The organism is Arenibacter aquaticus (genome assembly GCF_003957295.1).
Taxonomy (GTDB): domain Bacteria; phylum Bacteroidota; class Bacteroidia; order Flavobacteriales; family Flavobacteriaceae; genus Arenibacter; species Arenibacter aquaticus.
In genome coordinates this window covers 269,274-291,938 of the sequence record NZ_RQPJ01000021.1, presented here as the reverse complement: position 1 = coordinate 291,938, position 22,665 = coordinate 269,274, and the positions used below count along the sequence as shown (strand labels likewise).

Here is a 22,665-nt window from a genome sequence, read left to right as displayed (position 1 = left end):
TACCTTAAATTATTCAGTAACCAAATATAAGTACACATTTTGTATTCCTATGATATAAAATAGTGTTTATTTTGCCAGAAATTAATCTATAATGAATTCTATTACCACAGCCACTTATTCTGTTCATTTCAATGAAAATGCTTATTTGGCCCTTAATGATCATTTGGCCAACAGCAATTATTCCAAAATTTTTGTCCTAGTGGACGAAAACACCCATAATTGTTGTCTTCCTGTTTTTATGTCGCATATTGAAGGTGAATACGATTTTGAAATTATAGAGATCGAAGCGGGAGAAATTCATAAGAATATAGCTACCTGTACGCAGGTATGGGAAGTATTATCAGAATTGGATGCCGATAGAAAGAGCGCCATGATCAATCTTGGAGGCGGAGTGGTAACGGACCTGGGAGGGTTTGTAGCTTCCTGTTTTAAAAGAGGAATAGAATTCATCAACATCCCCACCACCCTATTATCTATGGTGGATGCCTCTGTAGGAGGGAAAACAGGGGTAGATTTGGGGCCATTGAAGAATCAAGTTGGCGTAATCAACCAACCACAAATGGTACTAGTGGCAACAGAATTCTTAAAAACCTTGGACCAAAGACAGTTGCAGAGTGGGTATGCCGAGATGCTAAAACACGGACTCATAAGCGATGCCAGCTACTGGGATACCCTGAAAGAAATTACAGGGTTTGAAAAATTGGACAAACTTATTTACACTTCGGTATCCATTAAAAACGAGGTGGTGCAAATAGACCCCACCGAGCAACACCTGCGAAAAACACTAAATTACGGACACACCCTTGGTCACGCCATAGAATCCCATTTTCTGGAAAGCGAAGAGCACGACCTACTGCTTCACGGTGAGGCTATTGCCATTGGAATGATCTTGGAGGGCTTTCTTTCCTATAAACTTACGGGCTTGAGCAAAAATGAACTTGAGGACATCAAAAAAACCTTTTTGGCCCGGTACCCAAAAACCAGCTTTACCAAGAAAGACATTGATATGATACTAACACTTTTGAAGTTCGATAAAAAGAACTCACATGGGAATATTAATTTTGTACTACTAAAAAGTATTGGCAAAACGGCAATAGACATCAAAGTGACACCCGAATTATTGAAAGAATCTTTTTCCTACTACGCAGAATAACAGATACATATACTAAAAATTAGGTTTTCACAACTCTTTATAAATTTCAATCTATAAATTATATAGTTTAGGTAACATAAATAACCCCTGGTAATCCGGGATAAAAAAAAACCTGACTATGTTACGCAAACTTGTTGATCACAAAAAACTAAACCTAGATGTTGCTTCAAGACTAATAGAACGCTATCCAGATGGCTACGGCGATGAGGATATTATTGTGTTCAAGAACATTAACGGAGAAATTATAGAAGCCGTAGAAGTAAAAACAGAAGACACTATCTACTTGGTTAAAATAAGTAAAAGCCTTGCCAATTTTATATCCAATTTTGAAGAAAATATGGAGAAGGAACTGCAAACCAAAAATACAGAGATTGCATACCACAATCCAGCACAGGAGCCCGAATTAAATCTAAATACAGATGAAGGGGACAACAATTGGGACTAAACCAACAAGTATCTATTACTGAGGATTTTCTGATGATGCTTTAAATGACCACAGATAACAAATCCCAAAGTAGCCACCGTCCATTCAATGTTACTAGCTATTCCTTTTCGCATCAAATCTTCTTTCCCAAGACTTTGAAAAAGAGTAATACTGGCATCCCTGACCGAATTAAACTCGGTTATCAAACTTTTTCTGCTCCTTATATTGGCATTGGAGTGCAACACGTATTGCTCCTGATCAAAACCGGGCAAGGTAGTCTTATCATTTCTCAAAAAACGCAGCGCCCTATATTGAAATATGCGCTCAGCATCAATAACATGTAAGATAACCTCCGCGATGGTCCACTTACCCTTTCCATAAGCGATTTTTAATTTTTCGGCCTTGATTCCCTCAATAAATTTAGTGAATTCAGTTTTTCCGGATTTCAACAACACCATTAAGTCATTATCGTCCAGTTGAGATAAATAGGTTGCATAGTACTGATCATAGGCCTCCTTGGGCAAACTTGATTTGTTCATAACGCTATTGTTTTTAATTACAAACTGGGATATTTAAACCAAAAAATCCCAAACATAAATATGCCTGGGACTTTACGACTTCCTTTTTGATAAATAATTTCTTATTTACATCTCATTAAAAATAGTATGCATTAGACGTTTCTTGTCATTAATGCTTTCTTCCAATGATATCATAGTTTCTGTCCTATCTATACCTTCTATATCATCTATTTTAAAAATGATATTTTTTGCGTGATTGGTATCCTTGGCACGTATCTTACAAAAGATATTAAATTTCCCAGTTGTAATATGGGCCACAGTAACATTAGGAATTTGATTCAATCGTTCCAACACAAACTTGGTCTGATGCGTTTTTTCAAGGAATATACCCACATATGCTATAAAGGCATAGCCCAATTTAACATAATCCAGAGTAAGTGATGATCCTTTTATTATACCAGCTTCCTCCATTTTCTTAACACGCACGTGAACCGTACCTGCAGAAATTAAAAGTTTTTTGGCAATATCCGTAAACGGTGTTCTGGTATTGTCTATCAACATATCCAGAATTTGGTGGTCAATTTCGTCTAATTTTACTTTACCCATTATTGTTGAATTTATTTGCAAAAATAAAAAAATATCAAATTAATTGTAATAAATCTATCATTTATTTATGAAAAACGTAACGTTTTCAGCTTTTTTGAAAATTTTTCCAATTCAATTAACTAAATTTAAGAAATTGGTCTCCAACCTTAAAGCATCTAAGTCCTTAGTTTTTAATAAATTATAGGTAGTATGACCATATTTACCCTTTAACTCGCCCACTTCTTCAAGTTTAGGCCTGAATTCTATATCCCCATCAACCAAAGTTTCTACATACAATATACCCGCACTACTACCTGGAGTGTATTTAGGGTTTATTAAATGAACATTTTGAATCAATACATCATAAAAATTCTTATTGTTATCCGGAATTTTAAAATAGTCATCCTGAGCGTACTGCCCAATGCTTTTATTTGAAATAACCTCCAAGGCCTTTAATATGGATATAAAAATGTATTTCCTAGTTTGCTCCCTTTCATAGTCTCCTGGAAAGTGACCGGATTCAAATAAAATGGTAGGCGTATTCAACATCTGAAAAGTATCCCCCACACAATTACTATTAAAACCGTCATCATACCTACCTATCTGGCCCGGGATATATTTTTGTAATTCCTGATTCATAGCAACAATCAGCTGCATGCTTACCCCTCTAGTAGTAGATATACTTCTCTTGGCATCATGTGCAGGTGCTAAAAAAGAAACCGTTGCAGGTTGTGCCGTTTCACCAACATTAAAAATGGTCCGTTGATCATGTAGATTAAAACAGAAGTCGGGCTTAAATTCATCAAACACTTTTCTCAGCACCAAACTCTCGGGCTGTGTTCTTTCCTGGGCATCCCTATTTAAATCTACCTCATTGGCATTTACCCTTGTGTACGCCATGGCGCCATCGGGATTTAACATAGGAATAATCTTCAGGGTGCAGCTTTGCAATATTAAGGTAGCCAATTCAGAATTACCTTTTAAAAAATTAATCAAATCCAATACCGCTTTTGTGGTAGTAGATTCGTTACCATGCATTTGTGACCACATCAATATTTTGAAATCACCACTGCCCAAAACCATACTTTTTATTGACACCCCTTTAACGGATTCTCCCTCCAAGTGAATTGGAAAGATCCCTGGGACTGTTTTTAAAAACCCCTCAATCTCTTTATGGGTAACATACCTTCCTTGAATTGTTTCTTCCTTGATCTCATCATAATTGAACTGCATGCCTGTAATATAATTTTATTAGAACCCTGCAAAGGTAACCTCAAAATTGATTACAATTGTAAACCCTTTAATTTACTTTTGTAAACACCTTGTTTACATATTCCCTCTTTACCCATCACTCAAGAAGGCAAGGATGAAATAATCTATTAAAAAAATTTATTGTTTAAGCACAATATATTATTTTTCAATGTATTATATCTTTCTGTTTAATGTATTAATTTAACAATATGATAGATTTTATTAAAGATTTTTACAGTCTTTACGTTTCAAAATGACTACTTTTACATAAATTAAATTACAATTGTGAACGTTGCTGATTTTACAAAAAGAATAGATCGGATTTTAAAATTCCACGATTTATCTGCCTCCGCTTTTGCCGATAAAATTGGGGTTCAACGATCCAGCATCTCCCACTTACTGGCAGGACGCAACAAGCCTAGCCTAGAGTTTGTAATGAAGGTAACCGCAGCCTTTCCCGAAGTTGACCTCTACTGGCTCCTACACGGGGAAGGCCACTATCCAAGTAAAGCAAAGACAGCCCCTACCACACAACCCCAGCCGGAGAAAAAAATAAAAGTCGACACCCCTAAACCCTCTCCTCCCCAAACCAAGGAGATCGACAAAATTGTTATTTTTTACTCCGATGGCAGCTTTAAGTCCTACTCGGAAAAAGAGTATTGAATTTTCATTTTTTTTGTACGTTATAAGTTTCAATTTTCTTTATTTTGCAGCATGACAAAATACACTACCATCATACTTGTAATTCTTGTACTCACCTTAAGCTCCTGTTATGAGCCCGAAAGGAACTGCGGCGATTTTAAAAACGGTAAATTTTCGTTTACAGCAGAAATAGAAGGACAGGAACACACAACTATATTCTCAAGAACCGATTCCATTGAAATTGATGTGTTTGAAGGAAAAGTAGACACTTCATCCGTTAGATGGATCAATGACTGCGAGTACATTGTAAAGAAACTCCATCCCAAAAACATGGCCGAAGAGAAATCTATCCATATGAAGATATTGTCCACTACCGATAATTCTTATACTTTTGAATATAATGTTGTAGGAAGCTCCAAAAAATCCAAGGGCACCGCAATTAAAATTCAATAACCATGTTCGAAATACTTTCAAGTCCGGACGCCTGGGTAGCCTTGCTTACTTTAACTTTTCTGGAAATTGTATTGGGTATAGACAATATTATCTTCATTTCCCTAATTGCAAACAAACTACCTAAGAAAGACCAGGCCAAAGCAACCAATCTAGGCTTACTTCTGGCTATGGTACAGCGTATCATATTGCTTTTTGCCGTTTCGCTCTTAATTGGGCTTAAAAACCCCTTCTTTTACATTGAAACATCATGGATGTACCTAGGGGTAAGCGGACAGGCTCTAATATTATTTTTTGGAGGCATCTTCCTATTGTACAAAAGTACCTCCGAAATTCACGAAAAAATAGAAATGCCGGATCACGATGAAAACCAGATAAAATCCAAGGGGATCACAAGTTTCTCCAAGGCCCTGGTTCAAATTGTCCTGATCGATTTTATCTTTTCAATAGATTCCATTCTTACCGCCGTAGGTATGACCAACGGAATAGGCAACAAACCAGGCGACGCCCTATTGCTCATGATCATTGCAGTGGTTATTTCAATAATAATCATGATGGTATTTGCCAATCCAATTCGTATATTCATAAGCAAACACCCCTCGATGCAAATATTGACCCTCGCCTTTTTGATCCTTATTGGTTTTATGCTAATAATGGAGGCCGCACATTTAAGCCACGCTAAATTCTTTAACCAAGAAATAGGGGCCATTCCAAAAGGCTACCTTTATTTTGCGATTGCGTTTTCCCTGTTTGTAGAATTCCTGAACATTAGAATGAAGAAAAACAAGCCAGTACCACAGGACAACAAAAGTAAGTAACGACCTATTCTGGCGGCACATTTATTCCACAAAAGCTTTTGTTGCGATTAGGATCTCAATGGCAAATCAAAAACCCCTTAACCGTTCGCGCTACTAAACCAAGAAACAAGACAATCCTTCACTTGTTAGGCCGGGAAGGCAACTAAAGAATCACGACTTTTCACCCAAAGCTTCTTCTTTGGGGTAATATTTGATTTTTCTGGTTTTATATGAGTTATCCGGGGTTACAATCTGCTTGATCCAGTTCTCTGACTCTGTACTATCATACTGATATATATACTCCTGTACCCTCTCGTACTTTTCGGTTTTAGTCCTTGAACTGGCCAACACCCCCTTTTCATTATAGGTGTAATCCACACTTTCCACAGTCACGAAAGCCTCTTTCTTATCATCATACACAAACTTCTTTTCCGAAACCAATTTATCATCACCCCCAATAACCTGCTCCAACGCTTTTTGCGGCTCTCCTTCCAAAAATTCCTTTGTCAAAACCAATTTGCGCATTTCACCACCCTCACCTTTTATCTTAGAGGTTCGAACCGACTTCAAAATAACATCATTTAAATAATAAGTCTCTGTAAACTCCCCCTTATACAGCTCATATTTTATATGGGTTTCATCTATCCCATTATCATTGGTTCGTTTAATACTCACAAGCCTTCCATCCTCCCCAAAATAATACTCATACTGATCCAAAAACTCTTTATTATAAGACACTATCTTTTCGGTAATTTTTTTGGATTCGGTAGTATCCAATTCATAAAAATTGGCAATCGAGGTATTTTTAACAAAAACACCGTCCCGATAATTTTCTACACGCTTCTCCAACAATTCCCTTCCCGCTAGTTTATACAAGGTAACATCGTAGTCACCGTCACTGTATCGCGTAACGGCTTTGGTCAACGCCCCCTCTTCATTAAAATCGTATTCCTCTTTTCCGTAATCGGTTATAACCAAGCAAGATTTAACCGGGCCTCGAAGATCAAAGTCCCCCAGTTGAAACACCTTTATTTCCTGCGCTTTAAGGCTCACAGAAAACAATAAACCAAAAAAGAACACAAGAAAACAATAAATAGTGATAGCACATTTTTTTACCATAAACCAAAATTAGACTATTAAAAAATATTTTGAAAACAAATTAAGACATAACAACCTTACAAATCTAACCTTTACCACACTACACACCCTCGCTCCCCATTAACCTGGACTATATGTCTTAACCCAAAGATGCACCAACACTTGTCAAAACCACAAAACACCTTTCAAAAAACTAATTGAAAATATTTAAACTTATTATTTATATAAGGTAATACAAATACCTGTAATACAATATTTTTTAATTAAATATAAATACCTTTAATCCATTATATGAACATCATACAGATTTACAATAGCCCAATAATGCCTATCCGAAACATCGTCAATAAAGACTAACAAGAAAACACAATCGCCACACACTTATGACCAACCAACAAACCCCAACTATATCCCTAAAAAACTATCACCACACTAACGGAACAGCAACACAAACCCATTTGCAAAAAGGTGATTTTTCTTACAATTTTAGCTGCTTTAAAACTGTAAGCAGCAACCAAAAACCCTGTACTGCCCCGATATACTGGTGCTGATAGATTAATGGTAATTACTATTTATTTTTAATACAACATACTGTATATTTGTCCGCAATAAATGCCAAACACTAACCATGGGGCATTAAAGACAAACCGGCATACTACTACCCCCTGAAAAAAGTAGCGCTTACCAAGGCTATCCCATATCTTTGGGCACAGCCCCCTCTTTAATGGTTCATGGGTGTTACCTTAGAATACGACCATGAAAAACATTAAGTTAAAATGCCTACTTATAGACGACTCCACCACTCAACGACGTGCGGTGGCAAAACTCGTCAAAGAACACCCTAAATTACTATTAGTCAATGAACTGGACAACGGCCTATGTGCCCTTAAAGAACTATCCAAAACCCCTGTAGACCTAATCTTTTTGGATATTGAAATGCCCGGATTAAGCGGTTTTGATCTTTTGGAATCCCTAGAGTCCAAACCACAGGTTATTCTTGTTTCAGGAAATCCCAATCACGCTATGAAGGCTTTTGATTACGATGTAACAGATTACCTAAAAAAACCTTTGGACAAAAGCAGGTTTGATGTCGCCATTAAAAAAGCGCTGAACACCTATAAATTACAAAACAAAGAAACAGTTAAACCCCAGTACATCACCGTAACCAACAATCTTAAAAAAACTAAACTATTCCTACATGAAATTATGTGGATAGAAGCTTATGGAGACTATGTAAAGATTATTACGGAAGAAAAAAATACACTGGTCCTATCTACTATGAAGGGATTTGCCCAGCAACTGCCACAGAATAAATTTCTAAGGATACACAAATCCTACATTGTTAACTTAGAAAAAATTGAGAACTTCAATGGCTCAACCGTGGAATTATGTGGACACACCATTCCTTTGAGCAGACACAAAAAAGAAGCACTTATGGAAGCATTGGTAGTTATAGAGTAAGAAAATTTTATCCAGGATTCATCTTACAAAAAACCTCTTATACAAATACAATTACCTAATTCTTTACTTTAACAAAAGTAGTGTAAGTTATTTGTTTTGAGATGTGAAATTAATTAAAATAAATTCCATTCAAAAAAAACAGATCCATGTCCTATATACTGGTCCATAAACACAAGCCCTCCAACAACCTATTCCTACCCGACCCCAATAACAACAACGACTAACACTTTTGCAACTTCTTTTCCAAGCATGGTCCCCAATAAACAACCCGTGTTTTTTTATTAGGCTTAACCCAAACCAATATTCTAGGCTTCTTCATTGGTAATAAATAATTTATATCTTTATACTTCCAATGAGCAAATTATTTTCCATAACCCTGTCTTTACTGCTTTTGATCCAAAGTTTCAATATGGATCTAGTAGATATTGCCCAAGTGGACGATTTCTTAACACACGCCAAATTCCACAAGCAAAAATATGGCGACAATATTTTTGCATTTATATCCAAGCACTATGGCGAACTTAAATTACAACACGAACAGGAGCACAAAGAAGAACATAAGGATCATGAAGAACTTCCATTCAACCACCAGACCTGCACCCACAGCCCCTCAGCCTTTGTGTTAAACTGGGTTGACCTATCGTTACCCAAAACCCCATTGATCCAAGACACCAGCTCAGAATTCTTTTACCAAGAGACATATTCCCATTTGAAAAATTCGGATATTTTCCAGCCTCCCAAAATAGCATAATTCATTTTTTTACTTAAAATATTCATTGAGCAGACTGCCCTAATAGCCGTCTGCACAACTAATTATGTATAAATTATGCTATCACATATTATTCAATTCAGTATAAAGAATAAATTAATTATTCTTTTACTAACCCTATTTATTATAGGTTTTGGACTTTATTCCATTACCCAGATCCCCATTGGGGCGGTTCCCGATATCACCAACAACCAAGTACAGGTCATTACCACCTCCAAAAACCTTTCAACCCAGGATATGGAACAATTCATTACCTACCCTGTTGAGCTGGAGATGGCGAATTTGCCCGGAGTAACCGAAATACGCTCCGTTTCAAAGTTTGGACTTTCGGTGGTCACCATTGTTTTTGAGGACAAAATGGGAACCTACCTACCCCGACAATTGATATCCGAAAAACTAAAATCGGCCTCCGAAAAAATTCCAGAAGGTTTCGGCACACCCGAAATGGGACCTATTACCACCGGCTTGGGAGAGATTTATCAATATATCCTAGACACAAAACCAGGCTACAAGGACACTTATTCTGCCATGGATCTGCGTACCATTCAAGATTGGATCGTTAAAAGACAGTTGTCTGGTATCCCTGGCGTGGTAGAAGTGAACACTTGGGGCGGCTATTTAAAACAATATGAAGTAGCCATCAACACTCAAAAACTCAACGCCATGAATATTGGCACTTCCGATATTTTTACTGCGCTGGAGAAAAACAACAGCGTATCTGGAGGCGGATATATTGAAAAGGTAAACCAGGCCTATTTTATTCGTGGTGAAGGCCTGATCAACTCCCTTGAGGACATAGAGAATATCGTAGTCAAAAAGATCAACAACCTCCCCGTTTACATCAAAGATGTAGCCAGTGTAGGCTTTGGAAGCGCAACGCGATTTGGAGCCATAACAGGAAATGGGGAAGGTGAAAAGGTGTTGGGACAAATTATGATGTTAAAGGACGCTAATTCCAAGAAAACCATAAACGCTGTCCACGAACGCATTGAAGCCATATCCAAAACCCTTCCAGAAGGGGTATACATTAACGGCTTTCTCGACAGAAGTGAACTGATAGGCAAAACCACCTTTACAGTAGCCGAAAATCTTGTACTAGGCTGCCTGATTGTTATTTTTGTTGTGGTACTCCTTCTAGGAAACCTGCGATCTGGATTGGTCGTCGCTTCCATAATTCCCCTGTGTTTGCTATTTGCTCTTTCCTTAATGTATTTATTTGGCGTAGACGCCAACCTTATGAGCTTAGGGGCCATAGATTTTGGGATTATTATAGACGGGGCAGTTATTATTGTAGAATACATCGCCTACAAAATAACACTGAACAGCAAAAAACTACAACTCCTAGCTCCAGGCGAACAACAAACCCTGAAAAACGAAGTCACCATCACAGGAGCTTCCAAAATGATGAACTCGGCCGTCTTTGGTCAATTAATCATCTTAATTGTATTTATCCCCATACTCTCTTTAAGTGGAGTGGAAGGAAAAATGTTTAAACCCATGGCACTGACCTTCAGCTTCGCACTGTTAGGCGCCATGTTTTTATGCTTCACCTATGTACCGGTGGTCACCTCCCTTTTTATTAAGCCCACAGTCCAATCTCCCAAAAACATTTCTGTTCGCTTGATGCGCTTTTTAAACAGATCCTACGACCCTATTATTAGATGGTCTCTAAGGCAAAAAAGACTGGTTTTGTCCCTTGCCGCCCTACTACTTGCCATCTCCGTATATATTTTCACCACCATGGGAGGCGAGTTTGTCCCCACTTTGGACGAAGGGGATTTTGTAATACAGCCTATATTAAAAACAGGGACCTCCTTAAGCAAAACCATTGAGACCACCACGAGAATAGAAAAAATCCTATTGGACAATTTCCCGGAAGTAAAACAGGTGGTCACTCGAATAGGTGCTGCAGAAGTACCCACAGACCCGATGTCCATGGAAGACAGTGACGTAATCATCACCCTCAACCCCAAAAAAGAATGGGTGTCTGCCAAGACCAAGGATGATCTGGCAGACCAGTTTAAAGAGGCCTTGGCCGTAATCCCTGGTATGGAAGTAGAATTTACCCAACCAATTGAAATGCGATTCAACGAATTGATTACCGGGGTGCGTGCAGATATAGCGATCAAAATTTTTGGGGAAGACCTCGCCATTCTAAACAAGAAAGGAAATGAAATAAAAACCCTCATTCAAGATGTGGAAGGGGCCGCCGATATCACGGTTGAAAAAATAGCCGGATTACCACAGATGAACGTAAAGTTCAATAGGGCAAAAATTGCCCGGTACGGACTCAACATCTCAGATCTCAACAAATTGATCTCCATGGGATTCTCCGGCAGCGATTTAGGAAGTGTATTTGAGGGCGAAAAGCGATTTGACCTAACCCTGAGGTTGGACCAAGACAGCAGAAAAGACATCTCAAATCTAAAAAATCTTTACGTAGATACTCCGGTTGCAGGCAAGATACCCCTAAGTGAACTAGCCAACATCTCTTACACCACTGGAGCTGCAAAAATATCCAGAGACGATACCAAACGAAGAATTGTAGTAGGCATCAACGTAAGGAACAGAGACCTCCAATCCGTAGTTGACGATGTTAAAAGCCTGATTGACGCCAATTTGAATCTACCTGCAGGTTACAACATAACTTATGGCGGCCAATTTGAGAATTTACAAAGCGCCAAGGACAGATTAAAAATTGCGGTCCCGATTGCCTTGATCTTAATTTTTATACTGCTCTATTTTGCATTTAAATCCATAAGAGAAGCCCTAATAATCTACTCTGCCATCCCTTTGGCTGCTGTTGGGGGCGTACTACTATTATGGAGCAGAGACATGCCATTCAGTATTTCGGCCGGCGTAGGCTTTATAGCGCTTTTTGGCATCGCTGTACTTAATGGTATAGTTTTAATAGAACACTTTAAGGAATTAAAAAACAATGGAATGGAAGATTCAGAGGAATTGATCATCCAAGGATCCAAAGACCGCCTACGTGCTGTTTTGCTTACCGCTTCTGCGGCAGCCCTGGGCTTTTTACCAATGGCCGTTTCCACCAATGTAGGGGCCGAAGTACAACGCCCATTGGCAACTGTAGTTATTGGCGGACTCATTACCGCTACCTTATTAACCCTGGTTGTCCTCCCAATACTCTACTCTATTTTTCACCAAAAGAACAAAAAGGAACACATGAAAGCAGACAACACTAAAAAACTACTCAGCTTATGCGTTTTATTTTGTTTGTGCAGCGGAATATCAACTGGACAGGAGAACGGGCTCAGCTTTAACGAAATAAGAAGCATTGCACTAAAATCCAATTCGACCCTAAGAGCCGCAGAACTCTCCGTAAACGAATCCCAAACCCTTATTGGCTCTGCGTTTGATTTTGATAAGACCGAATTTTATTATCAATACGACCAGAGCAATCTGGCTTTTAACAACAGACCCTTAAAAGTGTATGGAGTTCAACAAAACATACTCTTCCCTACGGTATATTTTGCCCAAAAAGGCATCAACAAGATTAATTACGACATTGAAGAAAACAGAAATGAGATAAAAAAGCAAATTTTTGAACAAGAGCTAGCCTCCAATTATCACAATCTACAGTATACCAGACAAAAGGAGAAAACTTATGCCGAGCTCACAAAATTGTACGAACGCTTTTCACATGCCGCCAAACGACGGTTTGAACTCGGTGAAAGCAATTATTTGGAAAAAATAACCGCCCAGGCCAAACAGAAAGAACTTCAAGTACTTTACAAAAAAGCTATTGAAGACACCAATATAGCTTATAACGAACTAATGAAAACCGTTCAACCAGATTCCCTCCTAATCATAAAGACCCTTCCAATGGAAAAATTACAAATAACAGAGGTTGGCAGCTCAAACAACCCATATCGCACGCTCTACGAGAACAGGACCAAACTTTTTGAAGCCAAGAGCAAACTGCAACAGCACAAGACCCTGCCCGATTTGAGCCTTAATTATTTCCAAGGCACCAATTCAACCCTAGGTGAACATTTGTACGGTTTTAGGCTAGGTATTAAGATTCCATTATTCTTCAGCGGGAACCTATCCAAAATAAAGGCCGCCAAGATAGCGCAAGTAAAATCCCTGGAAGAGACAAAGGATTTTCTAAAGCAATACAATGCCAAGTACCAATCACTTATGGGTGAACTTAAAAAATACAAAGAAATCCTTTCCTACTACGAGACCGAAGGAAAAGGCTTGGCAGATGAAATTATCAAAACCGCAAGCAGGGGATACCAAAGTGGGGAAATTGATTTTTTCCAATATATACAAAGCATGGAAAACGGCTACCACATCACCCTGTCATATCTAGAGAACCTAAACGCATACAACCAAACGGTGATTGCCATCAATTATTTAAACTTTTAAAAAAACAACATTATGTTACATATACAACATACCTCTTTTCTAATCATCCTTTTATTATCCATTACGGGTTGCGGTGAGACCAAAACAGCAAACAATACTCCTAAAAATTTAGAAGAAAATGAACAGCACCAAACGACCATTACCATATCACAAGACCAGTTTGAAGGAGAAAATATGATTCTAGGGAAATTAGAAACACAAAATTTCCCAACCCTGGTCAGCGTTACCGGTGCTATAGATGTACCACCACAAAACAGGGCTATTGTAAGTAGTTTCACTGGTGGTTATATAAAAAGAACCCCACTTCTCATTGGAGACAAGGTTAAAAAAGGCCAAGCTTTGATTACCTTGGAAAACCCAGAATTTGTGCAACTACAACAAGATTACCTAGAGGTTGCAGAGCAACTCACCTATCTTAAATCGGAATTTGAGAGACAGGAAAAGCTTGTAGCAGAACAAATAAGCTCTGAAAAGAATTTTCTAAAAGCCAAAAGTTCATACAAGCAAAATTTAGCGATGTATAATGGCTTAAGAAAAAAACTTCAAATGCTAAACATCTCACCAAACAAGGTAGAACAAGGGATTTTGGTCTCCCAGGTTACAATATACGCCCCCATCAGCGGCAGTATAACCAAGGTAAACGTTAACAAAGGCATGTATGTATCCCCTGCCGATGAGATCATGGAAATCATCAACACAGACCATATCCATTTAGAATTATCCGTTTTTGAAAAGGACATCCTTAAAATTAAAAAAAATCAACAAATACGATTTACTATCCCTGAAGCTTCTCCCACTTATTTTGAAGCTGCGGTATATTTGGTAGGAACCTCTATTGATCCGGACAGCAGAACGGTAAAGGTACACGGACATCTGCACCATGATGAAAATTACAATTTTGCGGTGGGCATGTTCGTAGAGGCAAACATTATTACTGAAGAAAAGAGTCTATTGGCCCTACCCAACGAAGGGGTACTTACCATGGATGAAAAGCAATATGTACTAACCGTAAACTCACAGGACGACCAGCACTTGATATTGGAAGCCAAAGAAGTAAAAGTAGGCGACAGCTACAATGGATATACAGCTCTAACGGATATAGGCAATTTAAAGAAGAATGACCAATTTGTAGTGCAGGGCGGCTTTAATATATTAGGGGAATCTGGAGGCCACGACCACTAACCTTGTTTTTGACATATGAATAGGATTTGATCTCGGTGACCAACACCTCCCAATGCCCTTAAACACTACACGCAATTAACAACCAAAAGCCAGGATAGAAATACAATTTCTATCCTGGTTTCTTGCTTTAACCTTAATTACAAAAACTTAAAGCATTACTTAATATAACAAAACACAAACATCTTTATATAAGGCTGTTTGTGTTTTGTTATAATCTAAATTTTCTGCGCACTATTAAGCCCGTTTACCAATCGCATAATTCCAAGAGGATTGCTATCCTTAAGGGCGTCGGGCAATAGTGTTTCTGGCCAATTCTGAAAAGAAACAGGGCGCACCCATCTTTTTATCGCAGCAGTACCCACTGAGGTAAACCTGCTATCCGATGTAGCCGGAAACGGCCCACCGTGCAACATTGAAGGGCACACTTCCACCCCCGTAGGGACTCCATTAAAAATTATACGCCCTACCCTGTTCACCAATGCATCCACTACATCACTATAAGATTCCAGTTCAGACGAAGAGCCTAAAACGGTCCCAGTAAGCTGACCTTCCAAATGCTGCACTACAGTAATCAATTCGGCCTTGTCCCCACATTCTACAATTACGGAAAATGGCCCAAAGACTTCCCTATGCAATATGGGGTTGTCCAAAAAATCTGAAGCAGCGACCTTTAAAACCATTTGCTGGGCAAAATTGGGCGCCACCTCTTTGGTGTAGGTGGCAATTTCTTCGGTTTTTGGTTGTGTGGACAACTCCTTTTTCCCCCTTTCATAATTCTCATGAATATTTGGGTGCAACATACTGGAGGGCTCAATTTCCTCAATTTTCTCCCTCAACACAGAAGCAAAATCATCAAGAGCATCACCTTTAATTCCTAATATTAGCCCAGGATTAGTACAAAACTGGCCCGCACCCAGGGTAATGGACCCGGCGTATTGCGAAGCCCAATCAGCCCCCTTCTCCTCTAAGGCAGACGGCAAGAGTACCACGGGATTAATACTGCCCATTTCTGCAAACACCGGTATAGGCTCCTTCCGTTGTGTTGCCAGTCTATATAAGGCCATTCCTCCTGTGGTACTTCCTGTAAAACCAACCCCTTTTACTTTAGGGTGCATCACCAACAACTGCCCCACTTCCAGATCACTACTATTAAGGTTAGAAAAAACCCCATCGGGCATTCCAGTGCTTTTTGCCGCTTTCACCACTGCCGATGCCACTAATTCCCCGGTACCTGCATGCATGGGGTGACTTTTAACAATAACAGGGCACCCTGCTGCCAAGGCACTGGCCGTATCACCTCCGGCCGTAGAGAATGCCAAGGGAAAATTACTGGACCCAAAGACTACAATAGGCCCTATAGGCATTAACATTTTTCGAAGGTCCACTTTTGGCAAGGGTTGCCTATTTGGCTGAGCTGTATCAATGGTAGCCTCTACCCAAGAGCCCTCCTTCAACAAGGAAGCAAAAGCCCTGAGCTGTCCCATGGTCCTGCCCCGCTCACCTCTGGCCCTACCTTCGGGAAGTCCAGATTCCTCAACATAGGTTGTTACCAACTCATCACCCAATAATTCTATTTCGTCCGCAATTGCATTTAAGAAGTCAGCTTTTTTTTGACCCGAAAAATTGCGGTAGACCTCAAAGGCCGCTGATGCTTTTTGTACCGCCCCCTCTATTTCTTCATGGGAAGCCTCATAAAACGTCCATTTCGTTTGTAAATTCAATACAGGGTTGAAAGTAGTATATGTTTTGTTGCTTTTGGCAGACATATCGGTGCCAATAAAATTTTTGCCTGTTATCATTATAAATTACTTTTTTATATAATTCGCTGTTTTCCAATTTGGAATTTCACTACTAATTTAACACTTTAGAAATTTCTGACCCATTTTAGAAAGTACACCTTTGTGTTCACATACCCACCACTAAAGCAATGCATTAGCTGACACCAATCTTTAAAGTCAACTACAAAAATAAAGTCCACCCCCTTTTTTCTCTTTTCCCCTTGTTAATCCGTAACTCTTAAACAACACAAAATTAAGCTTTAAATAAAGCATTAACTTAAGGAATATTGACCATTAATAGGAGATTTTTGACACTAATTAAAGAAATCCCACAACCACTACAGATTGTCATTGACAAAATTGCAACATAGTTCATGTTTATTTTGCTTAAAACATTAAAAATCAATACCGTTGTCACCCCTAACTGCAAGCAGGGCCCAACTTTTAGCAGCAACCAATACAGTTTTATAAAAATAGTAAGATTGTTTCCTTGGGATTTCCCTATTTTTGAAAAATTCTGAATTATTTAAATATTACCAATGAAAAAAATATTGCTAGTTGCAGTAGGCCTATCCATGGCTTGCAACTCTTCACAAAAGACCGTCTCCCAACAAACAGAATCGGCAAAAAAAACGGTTAACCCAGAGGTTTACGCTTCCTCCATTACCGAAGCAGACCTAAAGGAACACCTATATATTTATGCCTCAGATGAATTTGAAGGCAGAAATACAGGAGAGCCGGGCCAAAAAAAGGCGGTAGAATACCTAAAGGCCAGATATATTGAACTGGGAATACCAGCGGCCAAGGCAGATGGCGACTATTTTCAAAACGTACCCTTGGTCATCAGCAAATTACCAGAAGGCAATGTAAGCATTAACGGCAAGGAATTTAGCAATGGAGATGGCTTACTTACTTTTTCAGCAGCAAAAGCCAACTTAAACAACATAGCTTACGTAGGCTATGGTATTGAGGAGAACAATTACTCCAATTATTCCGATGTGGACGTCAAAGGAAAAATTGTCTTGATAAAATCAGGAGAACCAATGAATGATGATGGCACCTATACACTCTCTGGAACCACTCAAAAATCAGTATGGAGCAATATGTCCGAGTCCTTAGGGAAAAGAATGGAACTGGCTGCAAGCAAAGGAGCTATTGGGGTGTTTTATTATGACGAAGACAACTTTGCCCGATTTAAGAACAGATTTAACCATATGAAAAAGAGGGACAATGGCAGTATGGTCCTTAAAGATGAAGTGGAGCAAGATTTTTTCCAATTCTATATAGACGCCACAGTTGCCAATCAACTTCTTCCAAATATTAAATCGGAAAACAAATCTAAAATTATCACCACAGATTTATCACTAAACATAGTGAGCAACAGCAAGGACGTTGTTTCCGAAAATGTTGCCGCTATTATCAAAGGTAGCGAAAAACCCAATGAGTACATCATTATTTCGGCCCACTTGGACCATGTTGGTGTTGGCAAGGACGGCCAGATATATAATGGTGCAGATGACGATGGATCCGGAACCGTTGGGGTATTGGAAATTGCAGAGGCCTTTAAAAAAGCAGCCGATCAAGGAGACGGTCCAAAGCGATCAATTGTTTTTCTCCATGTTACCGGGGAAGAAAAAGGATTATTGGGATCTAAATATTACGCAGACCACGATCCTATTTTCCCATTGTCTGAAACGGTGGCCGACCTGAATATTGATATGATTGGAAGGATAGACCCTAAGCGAGATGGCGACAGGAACTACATCTACCTAATTGGTTCGGACAAATTGAGCACCGAACTACATGATCTCTCAGAGGAGGTAAACCAAAAATATATGAATATAGAATTGGATTATACCTATAATGATGAAAACGATCCCAACCGCTTTTATTACCGAAGCGATCACTACAATTTTGCAAAAAACAACATTCCAATTATTTTTTATTTTAACGGAACCCACGAAGACTACCACCAACCTGGGGACACGCCTGATAAAATAAATTACGACCTACTACAGAACAGGACAAGATTGGTATTTTATACGGCTTGGGAAATAGCAAATAGGGAGGCCCGACTAAAAGTAGATAAGGCTGCCAAATAAACAAAGAGAATATTTAATGTGGTGCCAAACCGCTTCCTGTCCAAAAAAAAGGTGGCCGATAGAAAATCGGCCACCTTTTTTTTTGCCATTGACCCCTACCAAAGCCAGAAATTTACAGTGATTACGAAATAAAAAACAAATCAGGTTATATTCCCAACAATCGCTAATATTTCTGTTGAACATCGTAATTATTCCAATTATAATTTCAATGATTTCCAATATAGTCTTAATTTTGCATGCTAGTAAAAAAGTAGGTTTTTGCCTTTCTTTTGTAATATTTTTAATCAGATCATAAATCATAACCCTATAAAATGAAGAAAACGTTATTTGATAAAGTATGGGATTCCCATGTTGTTCATAAAATTGAAAATGGGCCGGATGTATTGTTCATAGACCGCCATATGGTGCATGAAGTTACCAGTCCGGTTGCATTTCTTGGCATAAAGAATAGGGATATTCCAGTAATGTACCCAGAGCGCACGTTTGCTACTGCAGATCACAATACCCCTACCATTAACCAGCATTTGCCGGTAAAAGACCCACTTTCAGCCAATCAGCTAAAGGCATTGGAAGAAAATTCCAAGGCCTATGGTATTTCTTATTGGGGGCTGGGACATGAAAAAAATGGTATTGTTCACGTTGTTGGTCCGGAATATGGTATAACCCAACCAGGGGCCACTATTGTATGTGGGGACTCGCATACCTCTACCCATGGAGCCTTTGGAGCCATTGCCTTTGGCATAGGTACCTCTGAGGTAGAAATGGTATTGGCCACCCAATGCATCATGCAGCAGAAGGCAAAGTCCATGCGGATCAATGTAAACGGGAAACTGAACAAAGGGGTTACCCCAAAAGATGTTGCCCTATATATCATCTCCCAGTTAACAACCTCTGGTGCCACAGGGTACTTTGTAGAATATGCCGGTGATGTATTTACCAACATGAGCATGGAAGGTAGGATGACCGTATGTAATTTAAGTATTGAAATGGGTGCCCGTGGAGGGATGATAGCCCCAGACGAAAAAACCTTCGAATATATAACTGGACGTGAATTTACGCCTGTTGGTGCCGATTGGGACAAGGCTATGGAATACTGGAAAACCCTTAAAACAGATGAGGGAGCCGAATTTGACAAAGAGGTAACTTTTGACGCTTCGGCCATAGAACCTATGATCACTTACGGAACCAACCCGGGAATGGGTATCGGAATTTGTAATGGCATCCCATCCGCAGAAGCCGTCGAAGGTGGGGTAAGCACCTATAAAAAGTCCTTGCAATATATGGACTTTAACGAAGGGGACAATATGATTGGCAAACCCATTGATTTTGTATTCTTGGGGAGCTGCACCAATGGTCGGATAGAAGACTTTAGAGCCTTCGCATCCATTATAAAAGGTAGAAAAAAAGCAGACAATGTAACGGCTTGGTTGGTCCCTGGGTCCCACAAAGTAGAAGCGGCCATCAAGGAAGAGGGAATATTGGACGTCTTGCATGAAGCAGGTTTTGAACTTCGTGAACCAGGATGCTCTGCATGTTTGGCCATGAACGACGATAAGGTACCGGCAGGAAAATACGCCGTTAGTACCTCCAACCGTAATTTTGAAGGTAGACAAGGACCTGGCTCCAGAACCCTATTGGCCAGCCCATTGGTAGCTGCTGCTGCTGCCGTGACCGGAAAGGTGACCGATCCTAGGGAATTGATGCAAGAACTGGTCTAAAAACAAACATTAAGTAAATTAAGTTAAACTCCGTTTGGCGTATTACGCCAAGCACATTTGTAACAACAACATGGCATACGATAAATTCAATATACTTACCTCCACGGCCGTTCCACTTCCTATAGAAAATGTGGATACGGATCAGATAATCCCGGCCCGTTTTCTCAAGGCTACCGAGCGTAAAGGATTCGGTGACAATTTGTTTCGCGACTGGCGTTATAACTCGGACGATAGCCCTAAGGAAGACTTTGTACTAAACAATCCTACCTACAGTGGAAAAATATTGGTAGGCGGTAAAAACTTTGGGTCAGGTTCCTCAAGGGAGCATGCTGCATGGGCCGTATACGACTACGGATTTAGATGTGTCGTATCCAGCTTTTTTGCCGATATTTTCAAAAATAACTGTTTGAACATAGGGGTATTGCCTGTTCAGGTAAGTGCTCCTTTCCTGGAAAAAATATTTGCAGCAATTGAAGCCGATCCTAAAACGGAATTGGAAATAAACCTTCCCGAGCAGACCATTACGCTGAGCACAACAGGAGAATCTGAAAGTTTTGATATCAACGATTATAAAAAACAAAACATGCTCAATGGCTTCGACGATATTGATTACCTATTAAATATCCAAGAAAACATTAGGGAATTTGCCAAGGACACCCCATTATAGTAAAATACACCTAGATTAATCCCAATTTCTGGAGAGATATTCCACGTTTTCATAAGAATAGGGTGCAATCAAGATTGCCTATTGGACACAATAATTGTTGAAACCAGCTCATCATAAATGGAAAGAAGAGACATAGAAATCATGGATACCACCCTTCGGGACGGAGAACAAACCTCTGGGGTATCCTTTTCTGCATCCGAGAAGCTGACACTGGCAAAATTACTGCTGGACGAATTAAAGGTAAATAGGATTGAAGTGGCTTCTGCAAGGGTGTCCGAGGGTGAATTGGCTGCCGTACAGCAAATTACGGAATGGGCCTCTTCCAAAGGGTATTTAGAACGCGTAGAGGTGCTGACCTTTGTAGACAAGGGGGTTTCCTTGGATTGGATGAAAAAATCTGGTGCCAAGGTACAAAACCTTCTTACCAAAGGTTCCATAAACCATTTAACACACCAATTAAAGAAAACACCCCAGCAGCATTTCGAAGAAATCAAGAATACTATCGCATTGGCGGCAGAGCAAGGAATTGCTACTAATGTATATTTGGAAGATTGGAGCAATGGTATGAGAAATTCTAAGGATTACGTGTTTCAATTCTTGGATTTCCTATCTACTCAACCCATAAAAAGGGTCCTATTACCAGACACTTTGGGAGTACTTACCCATACAGAAACATTTGCCTTTGTTTCAGAAATTGCGCAGGCCTACCCAAAATTGCATTTGGATTTTCATGGCCATAACGACTATGACCTAAGCGTTTCCAATGTCATGGAAGCCATTAAAGCTGGTTGTCATGGACTTCATTTAACCGTTAATGGTATGGGCGAGAGGGCAGGTAACGCCCCAATGGCAAGTGTAATAGCGGTCATAAATGATTTTATGCCCAATATAAAGGTATCCGTCAACGAATCCTCTCTCTACAAAGTAAGTAAGCTGGTATCTGCTTTTACAGGTTTTGGCATTCCCGCCAATAAACCAATTGTGGGTGAAAATGTATTTACACAAACAGCTGGTATACATGCAGATGGAGACAGCAAAAAGAACCTTTACTTTAACGACTTAATGCCAGAACGATTTGGCAGGAAGCGAAAGTATGCTCTAGGAAAAACTTCAGGAAAAGCCAATATCCAAAAAAATCTACAGGAATTAGGGCTTACGCTGAACGATGATGAACTCAAAAAGGTAACAGCCCGTATTATTGAGTTGGGAGACAAAAAGGAGAAAGTCACCAAGGAAGATTTACCCTATATTATTTCCGATGTACTGGATAGTGACACTTTTCAACAAAAGGTTTTTGTAAAGTCTTATGTACTTACCCACTCTAAAGGATTAAAGCCTTCCACTACCCTAGCCTTGGAAATTAACGGTGAACGCATTGAAGCGCATGCCCAAGGTGACGGACAGTATGATGCATTTATGAATGCATTGAGAAAAGTTTACGAATCCAAAAACATGGAGTTGCCTATTTTGGTAGATTATGCCGTACGGATCCCTCCAGGGAGCAACTCGGACGCCCTTTGTGAAACAATTATCACGTGGAAAAGTGGGGATACGGAATTTATTTCCAGAGGCTTGGATTCTGACCAAACCGTATCGGCCATAAAGGCAACCGAAAAAATGTTGAACATTATCTAAGAACAACAGAAACAATTATAACCATGCCAGTTGCAGGTCA

The 22,665-nt window shown here is 39.4% G+C and carries 18 protein-coding genes; 13 read left to right on the top strand and 5 right to left on the bottom strand.

Annotated elements, in window-relative coordinates:
- Nucleotides 1-91: 91 nt before the first annotated feature.
- Nucleotides 92-1,153, top strand: coding sequence for a 3-dehydroquinate synthase (aroB, locus tag EHW67_RS17130; protein ID WP_126163611.1), 1,062 nt, complete (start codon nucleotides 92-94; stop codon nucleotides 1,151-1,153).
- A gap of 118 nt (nucleotides 1,154-1,271) precedes the next feature.
- Nucleotides 1,272-1,598: a hypothetical protein gene (locus EHW67_RS17125; RefSeq protein WP_126163610.1), complete on the top strand. Its 327-nt coding sequence runs from the start codon at nucleotides 1,272-1,274 to the stop codon at nucleotides 1,596-1,598.
- Here the strand turns inward: EHW67_RS17125 and EHW67_RS17120 are convergent.
- The 3 genes from EHW67_RS17120 to EHW67_RS17110 all read right to left on the bottom strand — a co-directional run bounded on the left by EHW67_RS17120 (nucleotide 1,595) and on the right by EHW67_RS17110 (nucleotide 3,913).
- Nucleotides 1,595-2,116 carry a DinB family protein gene (locus EHW67_RS17120; protein WP_126163609.1) on the bottom strand — a complete coding sequence of 174 codons (522 nt, stop codon included), beginning with the start codon at nucleotides 2,114-2,116 and terminating at the stop codon, nucleotides 1,595-1,597. The genes EHW67_RS17125 and EHW67_RS17120 overlap by 4 nt on opposite strands.
- A 105-nt stretch (nucleotides 2,117-2,221) precedes the next feature.
- Nucleotides 2,222-2,701 carry an Lrp/AsnC family transcriptional regulator gene (locus EHW67_RS17115; RefSeq protein ID WP_126163608.1) on the bottom strand — a complete coding sequence of 160 codons (480 nt, stop codon included), beginning with the start codon at nucleotides 2,699-2,701 and terminating at the stop codon, nucleotides 2,222-2,224.
- 111 nt (nucleotides 2,702-2,812) lie between these two features.
- Nucleotides 2,813-3,913 (bottom strand): M14 family metallopeptidase, encoded by a 1,101-nt coding sequence (locus EHW67_RS17110; protein WP_126163607.1) that lies wholly within the window; start codon nucleotides 3,911-3,913, stop codon nucleotides 2,813-2,815.
- Nucleotides 3,914-4,216: 303 nt separating this feature from the next.
- Here EHW67_RS17110 and EHW67_RS17105 point away from each other — a divergent pair, with 303 nt between their 5' ends.
- Genes EHW67_RS17105 through EHW67_RS17095 form a run of 3 tightly spaced genes read left to right on the top strand, consistent with a single transcriptional unit; the run spans nucleotide 4,217 to nucleotide 5,841 of the window.
- Nucleotides 4,217-4,594: a helix-turn-helix transcriptional regulator gene (locus EHW67_RS17105; RefSeq protein WP_317126889.1), complete on the top strand. Its 378-nt coding sequence runs from the start codon at nucleotides 4,217-4,219 to the stop codon at nucleotides 4,592-4,594.
- Nucleotides 4,595-4,645: 51 nt separating this feature from the next.
- The gene (locus tag EHW67_RS17100) at nucleotides 4,646-5,026 is read left to right on the top strand and encodes a DNA topoisomerase IV (protein ID WP_126163605.1); all 381 of its coding nucleotides are present in this window, start codon (nucleotides 4,646-4,648) and stop codon (nucleotides 5,024-5,026) included.
- Between the two features lie 2 nt (nucleotides 5,027-5,028).
- Nucleotides 5,029-5,841, top strand: coding sequence for a TerC family protein (locus EHW67_RS17095; protein WP_126163604.1), 813 nt, complete (start codon nucleotides 5,029-5,031; stop codon nucleotides 5,839-5,841).
- Nucleotides 5,842-5,991: 150 nt separating this feature from the next.
- On the opposite strand, the gene EHW67_RS17090 is transcribed toward EHW67_RS17095, so the two are convergent.
- Complete coding sequence (locus tag EHW67_RS17090; RefSeq protein ID WP_238389977.1) at nucleotides 5,992-6,873, bottom strand: hypothetical protein; 882 nt, start codon at nucleotides 6,871-6,873, stop codon at nucleotides 5,992-5,994.
- An 810-nt stretch (nucleotides 6,874-7,683) separates the two neighbouring features.
- Here EHW67_RS17090 and EHW67_RS17085 point away from each other — a divergent pair.
- From EHW67_RS17085 to EHW67_RS17070, 4 genes are all read left to right on the top strand, one after another.
- Nucleotides 7,684-8,379, top strand: coding sequence for a LytR/AlgR family response regulator transcription factor (locus tag EHW67_RS17085; protein WP_126164130.1), 696 nt, complete (start codon nucleotides 7,684-7,686; stop codon nucleotides 8,377-8,379).
- Between the two features lie 352 nt (nucleotides 8,380-8,731).
- Nucleotides 8,732-9,130, top strand: a complete 399-nt coding sequence (locus EHW67_RS17080) for a hypothetical protein (protein WP_126163602.1) — start codon at nucleotides 8,732-8,734, stop codon at nucleotides 9,128-9,130.
- 75 nt (nucleotides 9,131-9,205) lie between these two features.
- On the top strand, nucleotides 9,206-13,543 hold the full coding sequence (locus EHW67_RS17075; RefSeq protein ID WP_126163601.1) for a CusA/CzcA family heavy metal efflux RND transporter: 4,338 nt from the start codon (nucleotides 9,206-9,208) through the stop codon (nucleotides 13,541-13,543).
- Nucleotides 13,544-13,555: 12 nt separating this feature from the next.
- Entirely contained in the window at nucleotides 13,556-14,725 is a 1,170-nt protein-coding gene (locus EHW67_RS17070) for an efflux RND transporter periplasmic adaptor subunit (protein ID WP_126163600.1), read from the top strand.
- A gap of 215 nt (nucleotides 14,726-14,940) precedes the next feature.
- Here the strand turns inward: EHW67_RS17070 and EHW67_RS17065 are convergent, their stop codons facing one another.
- On the bottom strand, nucleotides 14,941-16,524 hold the full coding sequence (locus tag EHW67_RS17065) for an aldehyde dehydrogenase (NADP(+)) (RefSeq protein WP_126163599.1): 1,584 nt from the start codon (nucleotides 16,522-16,524) through the stop codon (nucleotides 14,941-14,943).
- Between the two features lie 518 nt (nucleotides 16,525-17,042).
- Between EHW67_RS17065 and EHW67_RS17060 the strand changes: the two genes are divergently transcribed.
- From EHW67_RS17060 to EHW67_RS17045, 4 genes are all read left to right on the top strand, one after another.
- A complete protein-coding gene (locus EHW67_RS17060; protein WP_126163598.1) occupies nucleotides 17,043-18,605 on the top strand; it encodes a M28 family metallopeptidase in 1,563 nt (520 codons plus the stop codon).
- 311 nt (nucleotides 18,606-18,916) lie between these two features.
- Complete coding sequence (leuC, locus tag EHW67_RS17055; RefSeq protein WP_126163597.1) at nucleotides 18,917-20,323, top strand: 3-isopropylmalate dehydratase large subunit; 1,407 nt, start codon at nucleotides 18,917-18,919, stop codon at nucleotides 20,321-20,323.
- A 70-nt stretch (nucleotides 20,324-20,393) separates the two neighbouring features.
- The gene (gene leuD / locus EHW67_RS17050; RefSeq protein WP_126163596.1) at nucleotides 20,394-20,990 is read left to right on the top strand and encodes a 3-isopropylmalate dehydratase small subunit; all 597 of its coding nucleotides are present in this window, start codon (nucleotides 20,394-20,396) and stop codon (nucleotides 20,988-20,990) included.
- A gap of 117 nt (nucleotides 20,991-21,107) precedes the next feature.
- Nucleotides 21,108-22,625 (top strand): alpha-isopropylmalate synthase regulatory domain-containing protein, encoded by a 1,518-nt coding sequence (locus EHW67_RS17045; protein WP_126163595.1) that lies wholly within the window; start codon nucleotides 21,108-21,110, stop codon nucleotides 22,623-22,625.
- Nucleotides 22,626-22,665: the final 40 nt, after the last annotated feature.